General features: G+C 64.1%; 12 protein-coding genes and 1 tRNA gene. 5 read left to right on the forward strand and 8 right to left on the reverse strand.

Annotated elements, in window-relative coordinates:
* Positions 1-44 precede the first annotated feature (44 nt).
* A complete protein-coding gene (locus tag VGM20_13810; GenBank protein ID HEY4101944.1) occupies positions 45-3,254 on the forward strand; it encodes a serine/threonine-protein kinase in 3,210 nt (1,069 codons plus the stop codon).
* Between the two features lie 21 nt (positions 3,255-3,275).
* Here VGM20_13810 and VGM20_13815 read toward each other — a convergent pair whose 3' ends face one another.
* The gene (locus VGM20_13815; protein HEY4101945.1) at positions 3,276-4,409 is read right to left on the reverse strand and encodes a hypothetical protein; all 1,134 of its coding nucleotides are present in this window, start codon (positions 4,407-4,409) and stop codon (positions 3,276-3,278) included.
* Positions 4,409-4,654: a hypothetical protein gene (locus VGM20_13820; GenBank protein ID HEY4101946.1), complete on the reverse strand. Its 246-nt coding sequence runs from the start codon at positions 4,652-4,654 to the stop codon at positions 4,409-4,411. The genes VGM20_13815 and VGM20_13820 overlap by 1 nt, the downstream gene beginning before the upstream one ends.
* Positions 4,655-4,918: 264 nt before the next feature.
* On the opposite strand from VGM20_13820, the gene VGM20_13825 reads away from it, so the two are divergent.
* Positions 4,919-5,146, forward strand: a complete 228-nt coding sequence (locus tag VGM20_13825; protein ID HEY4101947.1) for a hypothetical protein — start codon at positions 4,919-4,921, stop codon at positions 5,144-5,146.
* 568 nt (positions 5,147-5,714) lie between these two features.
* Here the strand turns inward: VGM20_13825 and VGM20_13830 are convergent.
* The 4 genes from VGM20_13830 to VGM20_13845 all read right to left on the reverse strand — a co-directional run bounded on the left by VGM20_13830 (position 5,715) and on the right by VGM20_13845 (position 9,057).
* Positions 5,715-6,608, reverse strand: a complete 894-nt coding sequence (locus VGM20_13830) for a hypothetical protein (protein HEY4101948.1) — start codon at positions 6,606-6,608, stop codon at positions 5,715-5,717.
* 240 nt (positions 6,609-6,848) lie between these two features.
* The gene (locus tag VGM20_13835) at positions 6,849-7,550 is read right to left on the reverse strand and encodes an adenylate/guanylate cyclase domain-containing protein (protein HEY4101949.1); all 702 of its coding nucleotides are present in this window, start codon (positions 7,548-7,550) and stop codon (positions 6,849-6,851) included.
* An 8-nt stretch (positions 7,551-7,558) separates the two neighbouring features.
* Positions 7,559-8,524 (reverse strand): TIR domain-containing protein, encoded by a 966-nt coding sequence (locus tag VGM20_13840; GenBank protein ID HEY4101950.1) that lies wholly within the window; start codon positions 8,522-8,524, stop codon positions 7,559-7,561.
* Positions 8,525-8,983: 459 nt separating this feature from the next.
* Positions 8,984-9,057: transfer RNA gene (locus VGM20_13845), tRNA-Met, on the reverse strand.
* Between the two features lie 134 nt (positions 9,058-9,191).
* Here VGM20_13845 and VGM20_13850 point away from each other — a divergent pair.
* Positions 9,192-9,404, forward strand: coding sequence for a hypothetical protein (locus VGM20_13850; protein HEY4101951.1), 213 nt, complete (start codon positions 9,192-9,194; stop codon positions 9,402-9,404).
* A 16-nt stretch (positions 9,405-9,420) separates the two neighbouring features.
* Positions 9,421-9,597 (forward strand): hypothetical protein, encoded by a 177-nt coding sequence (locus VGM20_13855; protein HEY4101952.1) that lies wholly within the window; start codon positions 9,421-9,423, stop codon positions 9,595-9,597.
* Positions 9,598-10,880: 1,283 nt separating this feature from the next.
* Here the strand turns inward: VGM20_13855 and VGM20_13860 are convergent.
* Entirely contained in the window at positions 10,881-11,183 is a 303-nt protein-coding gene (locus tag VGM20_13860) for a septum formation initiator family protein (protein ID HEY4101953.1), read from the reverse strand.
* Positions 11,180-12,460 carry a phosphopyruvate hydratase gene (gene eno / locus VGM20_13865; GenBank protein HEY4101954.1) on the reverse strand — a complete coding sequence of 427 codons (1,281 nt, stop codon included), beginning with the start codon at positions 12,458-12,460 and terminating at the stop codon, positions 11,180-11,182. The genes VGM20_13860 and eno overlap by 4 nt, the downstream gene beginning before the upstream one ends.
* Before the next feature lie 113 nt (positions 12,461-12,573).
* Between eno and VGM20_13870 the strand changes: the two genes are divergently transcribed.
* On the forward strand, positions 12,574-13,938 hold the full coding sequence (locus VGM20_13870) for a cyclopropane-fatty-acyl-phospholipid synthase family protein (GenBank protein ID HEY4101955.1): 1,365 nt from the start codon (positions 12,574-12,576) through the stop codon (positions 13,936-13,938).
* Positions 13,939-13,957 lie beyond the last annotated feature (19 nt).

Below are 13,957 nucleotides of genomic sequence, written 5' to 3' on the forward strand. Positions count from 1 at the left end.
GCGATATATTGCACCCCACTTCCCCACCCAATCCGGCAGGTTCGTTGACCGATCTCCGATCGCGCGTTCAAGAGTCGCTGGCGGGGAGCTATACCCTCGAGCACGAGCTCGGCGGCGGCGGGATGTCCCGCGTCTTCGTCGCCCAGGAAAACCGCCTCGAACGCCGGGTGGTGGTCAAGGTCCTCTCCCCCGAACTCGCCGCCGGGATGTCGCTGCCGCGGTTCGAGCGCGAGATCCGCGTCGCCGCCTCGCTGCAGCAGGCCAACATCGTCCAGGTCCTCGCCGCAGGCGACATCGACGGGCTGCCGTACTACACGATGCCCTACATCGAGGGCGAATCGCTTCGCGCCCGCCTCGGCCGCGGCGCGCTGTCGATCGCCGAGATCGTCAGCATCCTCCGCGACGTGTCGCGCGCGCTGGTCTACGCCCACGAGCGCGGCGTGGTCCATCGCGACATCAAGCCCGACAATGTCCTGCTCTCCGGGCACACTGCGGTCGTCACCGATTTCGGCATTGCCAAGGCAATCAGCGCCGCCCAGACCGGCGGCGATCGCCCCGATGGCGGGGTTGCGCAGGCGACGCTCACCCAGCTCGGCACCGCCATCGGCACCCCGGCGTACATGGCGCCGGAACAGGCCGCCGGCGATCCGTCGACCGACCATCGCGCCGATATCTACGCCTTCGGCTGCATGGCGTACGAGCTGATCGCGAGCCGGCCGCCGTTCCCGAACCTCCCGCCGCACAAGCTCGTCTTCGCGCACATGAGCGAAGCACCGCAGCCGGTCGGCGAACTCCGCGCCGATTGCCCGCCGGCGCTCGCCGCGCTGGTGATGCAGTGTCTCGCGAAGGATCCTATCCAGCGCCCGGCGAATGCCACCGAGCTGCTCCATCGCCTCGATGCGGTGGCATCGACATCCGGTACCGGCGGCGCCCTCCCGGCGATCCTGATCGGCGGGCCGAGGACGATCTGGCGCGCGCTGGGGATTTATGCCCTCGCGTTCGTCGCGGTCGCGATTCTCGCTCGTGCGGCGATCATCGCGATCGGTCTCCCCGACTGGGTCTTCACCGGCGCCCTCATCGTGATGGCGCTGGGACTCCCCGTGGTCCTCTTCACCGCGTACACCCAGGTCATCGCGCGCCGAGCAGCGACCGCGACGCCGACCTTCACCCCCGGCGGCACACAGGCCGCAGCACCGCAGGGAACGATGGCGACGCTCGCGATCAAGGCGAGCCCGCACCTCTCGTGGCAGCGCACCGCACGCGGCGGGATGATCGCCGTCGGTGTCTTCGTGCTGCTCGTCGCCGGCTTCATGACACTCCGCGCCCTCGGCATCGGCCCCGCAGGGTCGCTCCTCGCTGCCGGGAAGTTTGCTGCCAACGACAAGATCGTCGTCGCCGCATTCGACTCGCCCGGCGCCGATTCGTCACTCGGATCGACGATCGCCGAAGCGGTTCGGACCACGCTCTCCGAGAGCCGCGCGCTGCACGTCATACCGACCACGACGATCGTCTCGACACTCGAACAGATGAAGCGCCCCGACACCGCGCGTGTCGACTTCGCCACGGCGCGCGAGATCGCCCAGCGCAACGGTGCCAAGGCGGTCGTCGCCGGAACGATCGTCCCGGCTGGAAGCGGCTACGTCATCACGATACGGCTCGTCGCGGCCGAGAGCGGCAATGAGCTCGCGTCGTTCAGCGAATCGGCCAACAACACCGGCGACCTGATTCCCGCGGTCGATCGGGTGACCAAGTCGCTCCGTCGCAAGATCGGTGAATCGCTCAAGTCGGTGCGCGAGTCGCCACCGCTCCAGCAGGTGACGACGGCGTCGATTGGCGCCCTCCGCAGCTACGCCGCGGCGATGCGCACCAACGATGTGGTCGGCGACTACCCGGCCGCGATCCGTCAATTCCACGACGCCATTCAGCAGGACAGCAACTTCGCGATGGCCTGGGTGCAGCTCGCCTATTCGCTGCAGACCCTTGGCGGCGCCGCCAACATCGCGGCAACCCACGCCGCTCTCACCACTGCCTTCCGACTGCGCGACCGGCTGCCTGAGCGGGAGCGGTACAACGTCGAGGGTGGCTATTACCTCGACGTCCCGAATGATCGCGCCAAGGCGATCGTCGCCCTCCGTCGCGCAGTGGAGCTCGACTCCACCAACGACGACGCGGCGAATACCCTTGCCGTGACACTCGGTGAAACGCGTGACACCGGTGCCATCGCGGCGTACCGGCTCGCGTTGCGATCTGACTCGGCCGACGGCACGATCCTCTACAACCTCGCGACGGAGTTCTCCCAGATCGGGCACCACTCGGGGGTCGATTCGATATTGGCGCTCCTTGCCAGCCGGCATGTGCCGTTTCCAACCGGCCCGATCCGATTCCCCGAATACTGGCAGCGGCGACAGTACGATTCGGCAGGGCTTGTCGCCCGTGCCGGCGTCGATTCCGCATCTCCGTTCCGCGTGGCGACGTCACTGGGCGGACTGAGCCAGCTCGCGTCGGTGGAAGGGCGCCTGCACGACGCCGAGCGACTGTATGCTCAATCGAATGCCGGCAAGGCACGCGCGCGCGGCGATACCGTCAGTCCATACCAGGTGGCGTACGTCCAGGCGCTCTACGATGGAATTGACCGTCGAGACGTTCCGCGCGGTCTCGCCGACCTCGACTCCACGATGCGCGCAACCCCTGTGGGTTCCACTCCGGTCGCCACTGACCAGAGCAATTGGGCGGCGCTGGCGTACGGCCTTCTGGGAAACGCCACCAGAGCGCGCGAGATACTCAACCAGCATGAGGCTCGGCTCGATACACTGGCGCGCCGTCAGCAAACGGTGATGTCGGCGCGGGTACGTGGAACGATCGCGATGGCCGAGGGGAAGACCGACAGCGCCGTCAGCTGGTTCCGTCGCGGTGACGTCGAGGCCGATGGGTTGCCGACCGGCAAGTGCGAGGTCTGCACGCCGTACCTGATCGGCCTCGCGTTCGATCACGGTCACCAGGCCGACTCCGCGCGGAAGTACTGGACCCAGTTCGTCGAGATGAACGGCAATGGCCGCATCAGCGCCGACCCGTATTTTTTGGCCCCGACGCTCTACCGTCTCGGCGAGCTCTACCAGCAGGCGGGAGACTCGAAGCACGCCATCGGGTATTACAGTCGGTTTGCTGATCTCTGGGCGAAGGCCGACCCGGACCTGCAACCGCAGGTCGCCAAGGCGCGTGCACAGGTGGCGGAGTTGCTCAAGGCGAAGGGATAGCCGCAGGAATCGCAGCGAGAACTACTGTCGCGCGAATCTCGCCCGATACAGATCGATGAACCAGTAGCCGCCCTGCGTCTCGCGCAGCTCATAGACGGTGCTGTCGTCGACGAACCCTCGGAGCGGACGGTCGATCCGCGCAGTCAGCAGCAGATCACCGGTGTGACTATCGAGCAACTGGATGATTCCGTCGTACGAACCGATGTGATAGAGATCGTCAGGACGCGTCGGCTTCGCATCGGCAGCGGTTTGATCCGCGCGCCAATCCGCTGCCGCCACATCGTACAATCCCCAGAGCACACCATCCTTCGTTTCGCGCACGCCGTGCATCTGCGGGAATGGCCGCTCGGCGCGGTCGCCTGCGTCGACCACTCGGTTGAATCGCGCGGTGTCGTACGGTGTGAACCAGTCGGGTGATCGGTCGATCGATCGTTCCAGCGTGCCGTCGACGTTCCAGAGTTCGAAATGCAGCTTGTAGTAGAGCGGTGCTGCCCAGAAGGTGTGCGCTTCATTCCCCGGGCCGAGGGCGTAATAGCGGCCGTGGCCGTGCGGATCGCGTGGCGCCGAGGTTCCGATCCACCGGCGATCGCTGCCGTTCGAATCGATCACCACCAGCGGCTGTTCCTCGTAGAACGCGTTCGCCACCACCACGCCATCATCGGGGAGAGTGACGCCGCGGTTGAGCAGCCACGGTTTCGCCGTGCGCGCGGTCGTCTCACGCATCGAGCTTCCATCGAGCCATCCGAGCCGGTCGCCGGCCCCCAGGAGGAGGACGCGGTCGCCATGCCAGTGATAGGCACCCCGCACCAGCTGGTTTTCGCCGGGTCCCTGACCGCGACGGCCAATCGCCCGGGCCGGCGCGCCGACCGAATCGAAGAGCGCCGCGACGCCGTCGACGACGGTCGGTGCCACGATGTATCGCCCATCATCGAGTCGCGTGAGAAAGGCTCGGCGATCGAGGAGGATCGAATCCGACGGCGAGCCGAGCGTGCCAATTCGCGTGAGTGCAAGGGTGCAGTCGACGCAGGTCACTCCGCGCTCGATCACGGTGGCGCCGATCGCCGATTCGTACCCCGCGCTCGGCGCGGCCGCGTTGCGGCAGCCGGTAGCGAGGAGCGCGAGTGCGGCGGTGCGAGCCGCCGAAGCGTGCGTCACTAGTTGGGGCAAGCCTGGTGGATTTCGCACCCCGCCTGCGCCGGAGATCCGTGGCAGCCGAGGTTGTCGCCGATGCAGGTGCGGCACTCGGAGCCGGTGGGAGTGCTGCTGAAGTAATGGACGATATCCTCTTCGTCGATGCAGTGCCCGTAGGTCCCAGTCTCTTCGGCCTTGACTCGCGCCGACCGGATCATCGCAGCGCCAGCCAGTACAGTGATTGCTGCCAGAATCTGCCTTGTTCGCATCGAGATATCCTCCTGTCGTGGTTTGCCATGGAGCGGGGTCTCAGAGAGGTATCGGGCGCGCCGCCCCAGTACGAGACACCATAAGGGACGTGCAGTATCAGGAGGGGTGGCACAAGGGGGGGGCGCAGTCGCGCCCTCTGTGCCAGGGGGGCCGGCGGCCCCTCAGGTTGAAAGTCGCGCAACTGTTACCGGGTAAATGCCCGACACCGCGGTCCGGGACGGTATACTCTGCGGCTCGAAGTGAACGGCCGACCGGGGGGACGGATGCCGGACGACGACTCGCTCGACGGCTTGGAACCGGGGTTCGATCCTGCCGACCACTGGTGGGCGTGGCGACGTATCACACTGTGGTCAGATGAACGACTCGAAGCGAAGATCGTGTCATTGCGCGCGGCGTCCCTGCAGACCACGGATCAGACTTCGCTGCTCGCCTTTCTGGAAGATGCGTGGCGCTCCCGCCAGCAGCCGCGGCACCCGCGATACGTGCGCTAGATCTGCTGTTCGTTATCTCAAATAATATCCGTGGCGGCAGGAGTCCCGAGTCGTGCGGGTTCGTGTCGGTCTCCCGCCGAACCGATCTTTGCGATGCCAGCGCCGGAGAGTGCGCCCCAGAAGGCGAACCGAGGGATTGTCGCAATTGCAAGTGCAATCCATACGGTCGCTACTGGCGAGATCACGCTCGCTGTGATTCCCGCGAGGCATGCGCCGGCCAGCGCGCCTGCGATCATGCCATACGCTGCCCCGCGCAACGTCGTCAGCTGCGACTCGGGGCGGCGGCGCTCAGCAAATGACACGAATGCGCTGAACAAGAGTCCCACGGTGAATCCGACGATTGCGGTAGCGATGGTGAACAGGAGGAAGACGACTCCCCACCAGGGACTGTGGTGTGGCCATCTGACGGAAACGATTCCGATCCATCCGGCGGCATGCAGGACGACTTCCCCTAGCACCCAGGAGATTCCCCAGATTGAGGCGACGCGCCAGCCGGCGATGATCCGTCGTGCAAGCCCGGGTGTACCGAGCCGCGCGGGCGGTGGCGGCGAATCCGAACGCGCCAATCTCACTGCGCGACCCCGACCCAATCAGTGAGCGGAACTTCCCGTGTTCCGAGAGTCCCCTTCGACCGGCCGAGCAATTCATTGAGCGACACGCGATTGGCAGCGAAGCCGGATAGGTCGTCGGCCTTTACGCGGAGGGTGAACGCGCGCTCGCCGGTGCGGGCGCAGAAGCTGCCGGAGCCATTCAGCATTTCATCACTCTTCAGTGTCACGTCGATGCGAAAGCCGAATTGCGGAGTGCCGTGCTGTACGGTGTTGCCGATCGAGCGGAGGAGTGGCGCGATCCCCTCGCGCACCAGCGTTCCAACCCTCGTTGGAAGTGCATCGGTGCATGCGTAGGTCGGCTCGCCGGTCCGGAGGGCGAGATAGCGGACGCCATCGAGCGTGTCGACGCGAATGGTGTCGCCGGGGGTGTATCTCCGGAGGACGCGGCGAAGTTCGTGGCGCGCCAGTGTATCGCCCGCGGCGGCGGCGGCGCCGAGGAGCCGATCGATGGCGAGGTCTTCAGCGGCGGCCTGGACCTGCGCACTATCAGCGGAAGTGGCAAATACCTGATGCACGAGCCACGCGGAATCGCGCGCGGCGAGGTCGAGCCGCATGGTGCCGCCGCCGTCAAGAATGATGCTGATCCGCGCCGGCGCGACGCGCCGAACGGAAGTCACGCGCCACGGATGCGGGAAGGTCAACCCGATTCCAGGCCATCCGGCGGAGCCGTTGACCAGAAGATCGTTGCCGCGGCGGTCGAGGGCGGCCGTGTAGAGCGGGAAGCCGGTTGAATCGCGCTCGGCGTGGAAGGTAGCCATCGGCAGGCGGACGGCGACCGCAATGTGCGGTGCGGCGCGGAGAGGCTGCTGGGCGTGGAGGAGGAGGGGCAGGATCAGGATTGCGGTGAGCATCAATCCAATTGCGGTTGGCGTTATGTCTAATTTGTTCTTCATCGATGGGCCCACTTTCGCGGAAGCCGAACGCAACAGCATCAAGCCAATTACCCGTATTGTCTTGCGAGGTGGCCGTGGCGGACTCGAGTCGGATCTTGCAGAAATCAGTCGCGGTCGTCCGAGCCACGCGGCCGCCGCTCGCAGCCCCGTCCGCCCGCGACACTGACGACTCGCGATCCTAGGACACAAAGCGGGGCATCATCCGATTGACCACCACCAGCTCGACTGGTAAATCGTCATGGCGCGTTCCTGCCAAGTGGCTTTCTGCCACATCGCTTGGCGTGGCGAGCCACCGTTTTTTGCGGACTCCTCTAGGCGATTGTAAACATCCTCAGTAATAATTGACGCATAACTCCCATCGCGCAGGCCGCACAGCTTGGCTGCATAATTCGCCGCCCGACCAACCCACACTAAGTCGTTAGTGCCGCGAATGCCGGTGCGGGCCACGAACAACTTGCTTGTGTCAATGCCGACTACGTGCTGGACCTTGTACGTTGTGCTGGTGTAGCGCTTTTGAATCTCCGTATTCAGGATATTCTTTACGGCCCAGTTGAGCTTGAGGGCGGTCTTCGCGGCCTGTGAATTCTTTGACTCTCCGATGTACACAGCCATCACACGATCGCCGTCAAACGAAGTAATATCACCGCCGTTGTCACGGATGATCCGACATGCCAGCCTCAGGTAGCTCTTGTAGACCTCAGCAGCAAACCAATCCTTGTAGCCGTTAACAAGATCCGTCGAGTCAACAAGATCCGCATAGAGCACGGTCGCGTCCAGCTCGACCCCATCGTTATCTAGTTTCACCGACTCCGTCGTGGGAATCGTGGCACCCTTGCGACGCTTCCACTCCGACGAAAGAATCGCGATCACTTCTGCCCGCAGCTCAGCCGCATTGGCCATACCAACTCCTATCGTCTTCCCAGTCTATCGATGTCAGCGCGAATTCTCGCACAACAAGGCGCCAGTCTCTGTGCAAGCGGCTTGGGGCCGCGACGCACATAGGGCACGCAAGTGACTCCGAGTAAATCGGACGGCAGCCGAAGGTCCGTCCCCTTGGGCAACAGCACGAACACGCGCTCGCGACCAAGCGCACCCATGAGCAACCCAATTTCGAAGATCACGTTGTCTCGCGGAGACGGCTTCTTCTTGCCCCGGGACACTGTAATATCGTCAGCAGTCAGCAGCAGAGCGGCGCAATCCGCATCCTTTGAAAGCTCAACCAGGCTTTCAATGAACGTGCGGGACGTCTCGAACACCCCGTCACTCCATAGCCGTACTATCAGATCCGCACCCTGAACAGCATCCCGGATGCCGGTCGCAACCGGCAATCCTTCAGTCGAAGACCCGATAAACAGAATCGGTTGATCGTTTGGTGTTCGAATAAATCGATTCCGATCCCTGAGGCGGCGGGCAATTTCCACCGCAATCCGTCTCCACAGAATGGGATAGTCGTCTGCGATGCGCGAAAACTTGTCCTCCGTGATCCGCATCGCGGTCACCCGTTCTGTCGCTGTGATCGTAGCGCTCCGCCGCGCTAGCGAGTCAACAAGGGCCAGCTCACCGACATGCGTCCCCGCCTCACGCGTTGCGATGTCACGGCCGTTTACACTGATTGCGACGGCACCGGAGAGCAACAGAAACAGATCGTTGTCCGATGCATTCTGAATCGAGAGCGACTCGCCGGCGTTGTAGTGGCGGATCGTACCCGCTTTGATCAATAGGCTAGCGAGTGCAGCATCGCCGGAAACGAGGGTTTGCTGTTCGACAACTTGGCGCAAGCGCCGTTTACCGGACTTGCCCGTAAACGTGAGGCCAGGATTCGTCGACCGCTGCTTGGCTGCGCGGCGCGGCCGAAGCTGACGGCTCCTCATCATGCCCTAGAGATACGATTGGAGGAAAATGATGACATGCGCTCTTCGCCTAACTTCCCCTTCGATCCGATCGCCAATGGTGTAAATGATTTGGACATCGTACCGATTGATTGGACGACTGGTCTGCCTCACATCGTCAAATTCCTGAACCGACAGAGATTGGATCTCCGACCGATAGCATGTCATGCGGTGTGCCGTGAAGTGGCCAAATCCAGATGGACTGAAAGTTTCAGGTGAAACGCTATTCCAGGATCTGGATGAAGTCCCTCAACCTTCCTGTTCAGCGGCAGCTAGTTTGCGACTGACTCGCGCCCGTGGGACCCGGATGTACATCAGGATGCCAATCAGGGGACTGAATGCCCTGAGAATCAGCGTTTCCAGATCATTTGGCGCAGCTGCACCAAATAGCGCCATAACAGATTGCTTCCGCGCTAAATCTTCTATTCCCATTGTCTTAGGAAATAGCTGGGGCGGGACTCGAACCCGCGACCCCGGCATTATGAGTGCCGTGCTCTAACCAGCTGAGCTACCCAGCCATACATACCACTGTACCGCCGCCGAGAACTTGGCGGACCGTCAGCCAATCCTCAAGTGGCGGCTGGGTCGGCAACCAAGGGGCATCCGGCCGGGCGAACGGCCCACTCGAGGCTCGAATGCTTAGCTTTTCTTCATGCCAGCGAAGCCGCCCTCATACTTGATCGACGCCTTCACCGGTTTACTGCTCTATCTCGCGATCACGACCGGCTTCGACGAAATCGCCGGCGACCCGATTCGCTGGGGCCGGAGCATCGCCATTGCAACCTTGTGGGCGCTGATCTTTACGGCGCTGCAGATGCGCCGTCGCGACCGCGCCGAACCCCAGGAACCCCATGGCACCAAATAGCCAGTACCTTTCCCGCATGCCCAAACCGACCCGGCAGCAAATCCGCCAACTCTCGATATTCTATGTCGTGGTCCTCATCGGCGCGGCCCGCTGGCGACCGCAGACCCTTCCGGGGACCGTTTTCGCCCTGATCGTAGTATTCGTTATCGTCCCGTGCCTGGTTTTGAACCGGGTTTCCGCCGCCGGGCACTGATCTCCATCGGCAATCCGGACCATCTCGCATCTAGTCCGACCGCTCCCAGCGCATGCCCGCACCGATCCGCGCCTTGTCCTCCCCCTCCCCGACCATGTCCACGACATCCCGGCCTCGTCCCGCGGCGTCCCGGCCCAGTCCACCTGACTCCCGCCCTCGCACTTCTACTTCACGACCATGTCCACCGTGATCCAGCGTTGTCCAACACAAACCCGGCCTCGCACTTCTACTTCGCCGCCATGTCCATCGACGCCCGGCCCATGTCCACCCTCGCCCGGCGCATTCCGTCGGTGACCCGACCTCGGCCCACTTAATTCACGCCCAAGTCCACCATCGCCCACCCTCGTCCATCAACAGCCCGCCCTCGCCCCGATTGACCCGGCCGATGTCCAGTGTCTCCCGGCCGATGTCCACAGTCGCCCGGCCAATTCCCGCGGCGACCCGGCCCCGGTCCACTGACTTCCCGGCCATGTCCACCGTCGACGCTCCTTGTCCATCGGATTCCCGGCTTCGGCCAACTACTCCCGGCGATGTTCCAGTGAATCCCGGCCTCGTCCCACTGACTCCCAGCCCCGTCCCACTGACTCCCGGACCTGTCCATGTGACTCCCGGCCTCGTCCAATAATTCCCGGCTCTTTCCAACTGACTTCCGCCCTTGTCCAACGAACTCCCCGTATTGTCCAGGTGACTCCCGGCCTTGTCCCACTGACTCACGCGTTTGCCCGCGTGAATACCGACTATCGCAACTTCGGCAACTCCCCTCACACGCCGAGCTGCGACGTTCACACGTCGCTACGATACCATCCAGATCTCACCATGGGGTTTTCATCAATCGACGAGCGATGACCGCCAAGCATCCACCCAGCCCACGCAGCAGCGTCTCAGGGGGTGAGCCCGCTACCCGCGGCGAGGGCAAATCATTCGCCCCCTTTTCACTCTATCGGTGGTGAGCCGCGCCGCTTCGCCCGCTCGGCGCGCGCCTCTTCGAGGAAGTGCAGGACCGCATCCTGGTCCGGCGTACGTTGCGACAGATTCCGCATCGCATCAAGCAGTATATCCAGCTCCGCATCGGACCACGCTGCCAGCGAGTGACTGTTGCCTTGCCGCCGATGCGCTGAACCTCCCGTGTAATCCCCTGCTCCAGATTCGGGCGTCATAACGCCTCCGATCTGACAGCGACGATGATCGCGCCGTCAACCGGGGTGACGTCTCAACATCGTGACCTGCACGTTTTTGACAGGTTTGGCCGCAACGTTTTCATCTGCGCGAATTGCACAACACACTCAGCGCGTCGGCGGCACTTTCACTGCGGAATCCTTCTGGATCATGAACATCAACTCACCGGGCCGCACCATCCCCAACCCGTCCCGCGCGATCCGTTCCTGCACCACCGGATCGTTCTCGATCGAGTCGCGCAACGCGCCGAGCGAATCGACCGCGTGCTGCAACACCGTCACCCGCTGCGCCGAGTCGCGCACCGCCTGCTGCAACGCGAGATAATTCCGCTCGTTGTACGTCCCCTCTTCGAGCGCGAAGAGGATCGCGACGACGATCGCCGCCAGCGCGATCCACCGCGCCCTGGTCACCGGGGATACAGTTCCGCGCCGGGGTAGTGCGCCACCGGCCCCAGCTCTTCGGCGATCCGCAGCAGCTGATTGTACTTGGCGGTGCGATCTGACCGCGAGGCGCTCCCCGTCTTGATCTGCCCTGCCCCGGTCGCCACGGCGAGATCGGCAATGAAGGTGTCTTCGGTCTCGCCCGACCGGTGCGAGATGATCACGCCGTACGCGCTCGATTTCGCCAGTTCGATGCACTGCAGCGTCTCGGTCAGCGTGCCGATCTGGTTCACCTTGACCAGCACCGCGTTGCCGCATCCCTTTTCGATCCCCTCGCCGAGCCGGTCGACGTTGGTGACGAAGAGATCGTCGCCGACGAGCTGGCAGCGATCGCCGAGCGCATCGGTGAGCAGCCGCCATCCGTCCCAGTCATCCTCGGCAAGGCCATCTTCGATCGAGACGATCGGATACTTGGAGCACCACGTCTTGTAGAGTTCGACCATCTCCTGCGACGAGCGCCGCGATCCGTCGCCCTTCTTGAAGACATACGCGCCGTCCTGGTAGAACTCCGACGCTGCCGGGTCGAGCGCAATCGCGATGTCGTCGCCCGGCTTGAACCCCGCCTTCTCGATCGCCTCCATCACGGCGTCGAGCGCCGCCTCGTTGCTCGGCAACATCGGCGCAAAGCCGCCTTCATCGCCCACTGCAGTCGAGAGCTTCTTTCCTGTCAGCACCTTCTTGAGCGAGTGGAAGACTTCGACGCCCATGCGCAATCCGTCGGCGAAATCGTCGGCGCCGACCGGCACCACCATGAACTCCTGCGCGTCGACGTTGTTGCTGGCGTGCGCGCCGCCGTTGAGGATGTTCATCATCGGCACCGGCATCACCCGCGCCATCGGGCCGCCGAGGTAGCGATAGAGCGGGAGATCGGCCTCGGCCGCGGCCGCACGCGCCGCTGCCATCGAGACGGCGAGGATCGCGTTGGCGCCGAGCTTCGATTTGTTGGTCGTCCCGTCGGCGTCGGTCATCTCGGCGTCGATGGCGATCTGTTCGAACACGGAGATCCCCTCGAGCCGCGGCGCGATCACCTCGTTGACGTTCTTGACCGCCTTGAGGACGCCTTTCCCCACATACCGCTTCGAATCGCCGTCGCGAAGCTCCATCGCCTCATGCTCGCCGGTCGACGCCCCGCTCGGCACGGCAGCCCGCCCGCGCGCGCCTGTGGTGGTGACGACCTCGGCTTCGACGGTGGGGTTGCCGCGGGAATCGAGGATTTCGCGGGCATGGACTTCGAGAATGGTGCTCATCGGCGGCTCATGGCGTGGAGGACTCGCCGAAGGTAGGGACTCGCCCGGCATGCGGTCAATCCGGCGGCAATCGGCGTGCAGGCTGGGGCGAGAGGGGCGTCTCCACAAACGAGATGTCTGCCAGCGTCGGGCACGAAATCGGGGCGCACCGCGCCGCATCCGGACCCAGCAAGAGTTGGCTCGCACTGTCGCGCACTGCGGCGGCGCTCGCCTTCGGGCCGCGCCTGTCGCGCCCCTTCGCGATCCGCTATTGGGACAGCGGCGTGGTCGAACCCGGGTCCCCAGGCCGCACCGCGTTCACCCTCGTCCTCGAACACCCCGGCGCGATGCGGAAGCTCTTCCTGCCGCCATCCGAACTCCGCCTTGCCGAAGCGTACGTGTACGGAGACGTGGACATCGTCGGCGACTTCGCCGTCGCCGCCCGCGTCGCCGCCGATGCGGGAGAGCGGCTCCGCTCCGCGACGACATTGATGCAGCTGATGCGGACAGTGTACGACCTTCCCAAGAGCTCCGACCATCATCACTCGGCCAAGCGCTCCCTCGGCACCGCGCGCCTGACGCCGCGCCACAGCGAGCAGCGCGACGCTGCGGCGATCCGCTCGCACTACGACGTCGGCAACGATTTCTATCAGCTCTTCCTCGACGAGCGGATGATCTATTCGTGCGCCTACTTCCCGACCGGCACCGAGACGCTCGATGAGGCGCAGACGGCCAAGCTGGAGCACATCTGCCGCAAGCTGCGGCTCAAGCCCGGCGATCGCCTCCTCGACATCGGTTGCGGATGGGGCGGCCTGATCCAGTATGCATCGGAGCACTACGGCGTGCGCGCTCTCGGCATCACCATCTCACCGGCGCAGGCGATGCTGGCGATCGAACGGATCGCCGCCGCGGGGGTGAGCGACATCTGCCAGGTGCGGATGTGCGACTATCGCGAACTCAGCGATGTCGAGCCGTTCGACAAGATCGCCAGCGTCGGGATGGCGGAGCACGTCGGGCTGCACAAGCTGCCGGTGTACTTCCGCGAAGTCTTCCGGCATCTCAAGCCCGGCGGCCTCTTCCTCAATCACTGCATCACGCACGATCGCCACGAGGCGCATCCGGTGTCGAAGTACCTGATGTGGAAGGCGGGAACGTTCACGTCGAAGTACGTCTTCCCCGACGGGCAGCTGGTGCGATTCGATCAGCTGGCGAAGCAGGCGCTGCGACAGGGATTCGAGATCCGCGGCGAGGAGTCATTGCGCGAACACTACGTCCGCACGCTCACGGCGTGGACGCAGCGACTCGAAGCAGCAAAGGACGAAGCGATCGGCATGGTCGGCGACGAGCTGTACCGGATCTGGCGGCTGCACACCGGCGGGGCAGCGGCAGGATTCGCGACCGGACGACTCACCATCCACCAGCTCCTGTTGGCGAAGCCGAATTCGCACGGCGCCGTCCCCGCGATGCCACTCACCAGCGCGGATATCTACCGCAGCTGACGGCTCGCCTGGATTGTCG

It is taken from the genome of Gemmatimonadales bacterium (assembly GCA_036500345.1).
In the GTDB taxonomy this organism is placed as follows: Bacteria; Gemmatimonadota; Gemmatimonadetes; order Gemmatimonadales; family GWC2-71-9; genus Palsa-1233.

What these genes read in the sequence shown, in the direction of transcription:
- VGM20_13870 (HEY4101955.1), top strand. Translation starts at nt 12,574, where the DNA reads ATGTCTGCCAGCGTCGGGCACGAAATCGGGGCGCACCGCGCCGCATCC.
- VGM20_13820 (HEY4101946.1), bottom strand. Translation starts at nt 4,654, where the DNA reads ATGCGAACAAGGCAGATTCTGGCAGCAATCACTGTACTGGCTGGCGCT.
- VGM20_13855 (HEY4101952.1), top strand. Translation starts at nt 9,421, where the DNA reads ATGCCCAAACCGACCCGGCAGCAAATCCGCCAACTCTCGATATTCTAT.
- VGM20_13835 (HEY4101949.1), bottom strand. Translation starts at nt 7,550, where the DNA reads ATGGCCAATGCGGCTGAGCTGCGGGCAGAAGTGATCGCGATTCTTTCG.
- eno (HEY4101954.1), bottom strand. Translation starts at nt 12,460, where the DNA reads ATGAGCACCATTCTCGAAGTCCATGCCCGCGAAATCCTCGATTCCCGC.
- VGM20_13850 (HEY4101951.1), top strand. Translation starts at nt 9,192, where the DNA reads ATGCCAGCGAAGCCGCCCTCATACTTGATCGACGCCTTCACCGGTTTA.
- VGM20_13840 (HEY4101950.1), bottom strand. Translation starts at nt 8,524, where the DNA reads ATGATGAGGAGCCGTCAGCTTCGGCCGCGCCGCGCAGCCAAGCAGCGG.
- VGM20_13830 (HEY4101948.1), bottom strand. Translation starts at nt 6,608, where the DNA reads ATGCTCACCGCAATCCTGATCCTGCCCCTCCTCCTCCACGCCCAGCAG.
- VGM20_13825 (HEY4101947.1), top strand. Translation starts at nt 4,919, where the DNA reads ATGCCGGACGACGACTCGCTCGACGGCTTGGAACCGGGGTTCGATCCT.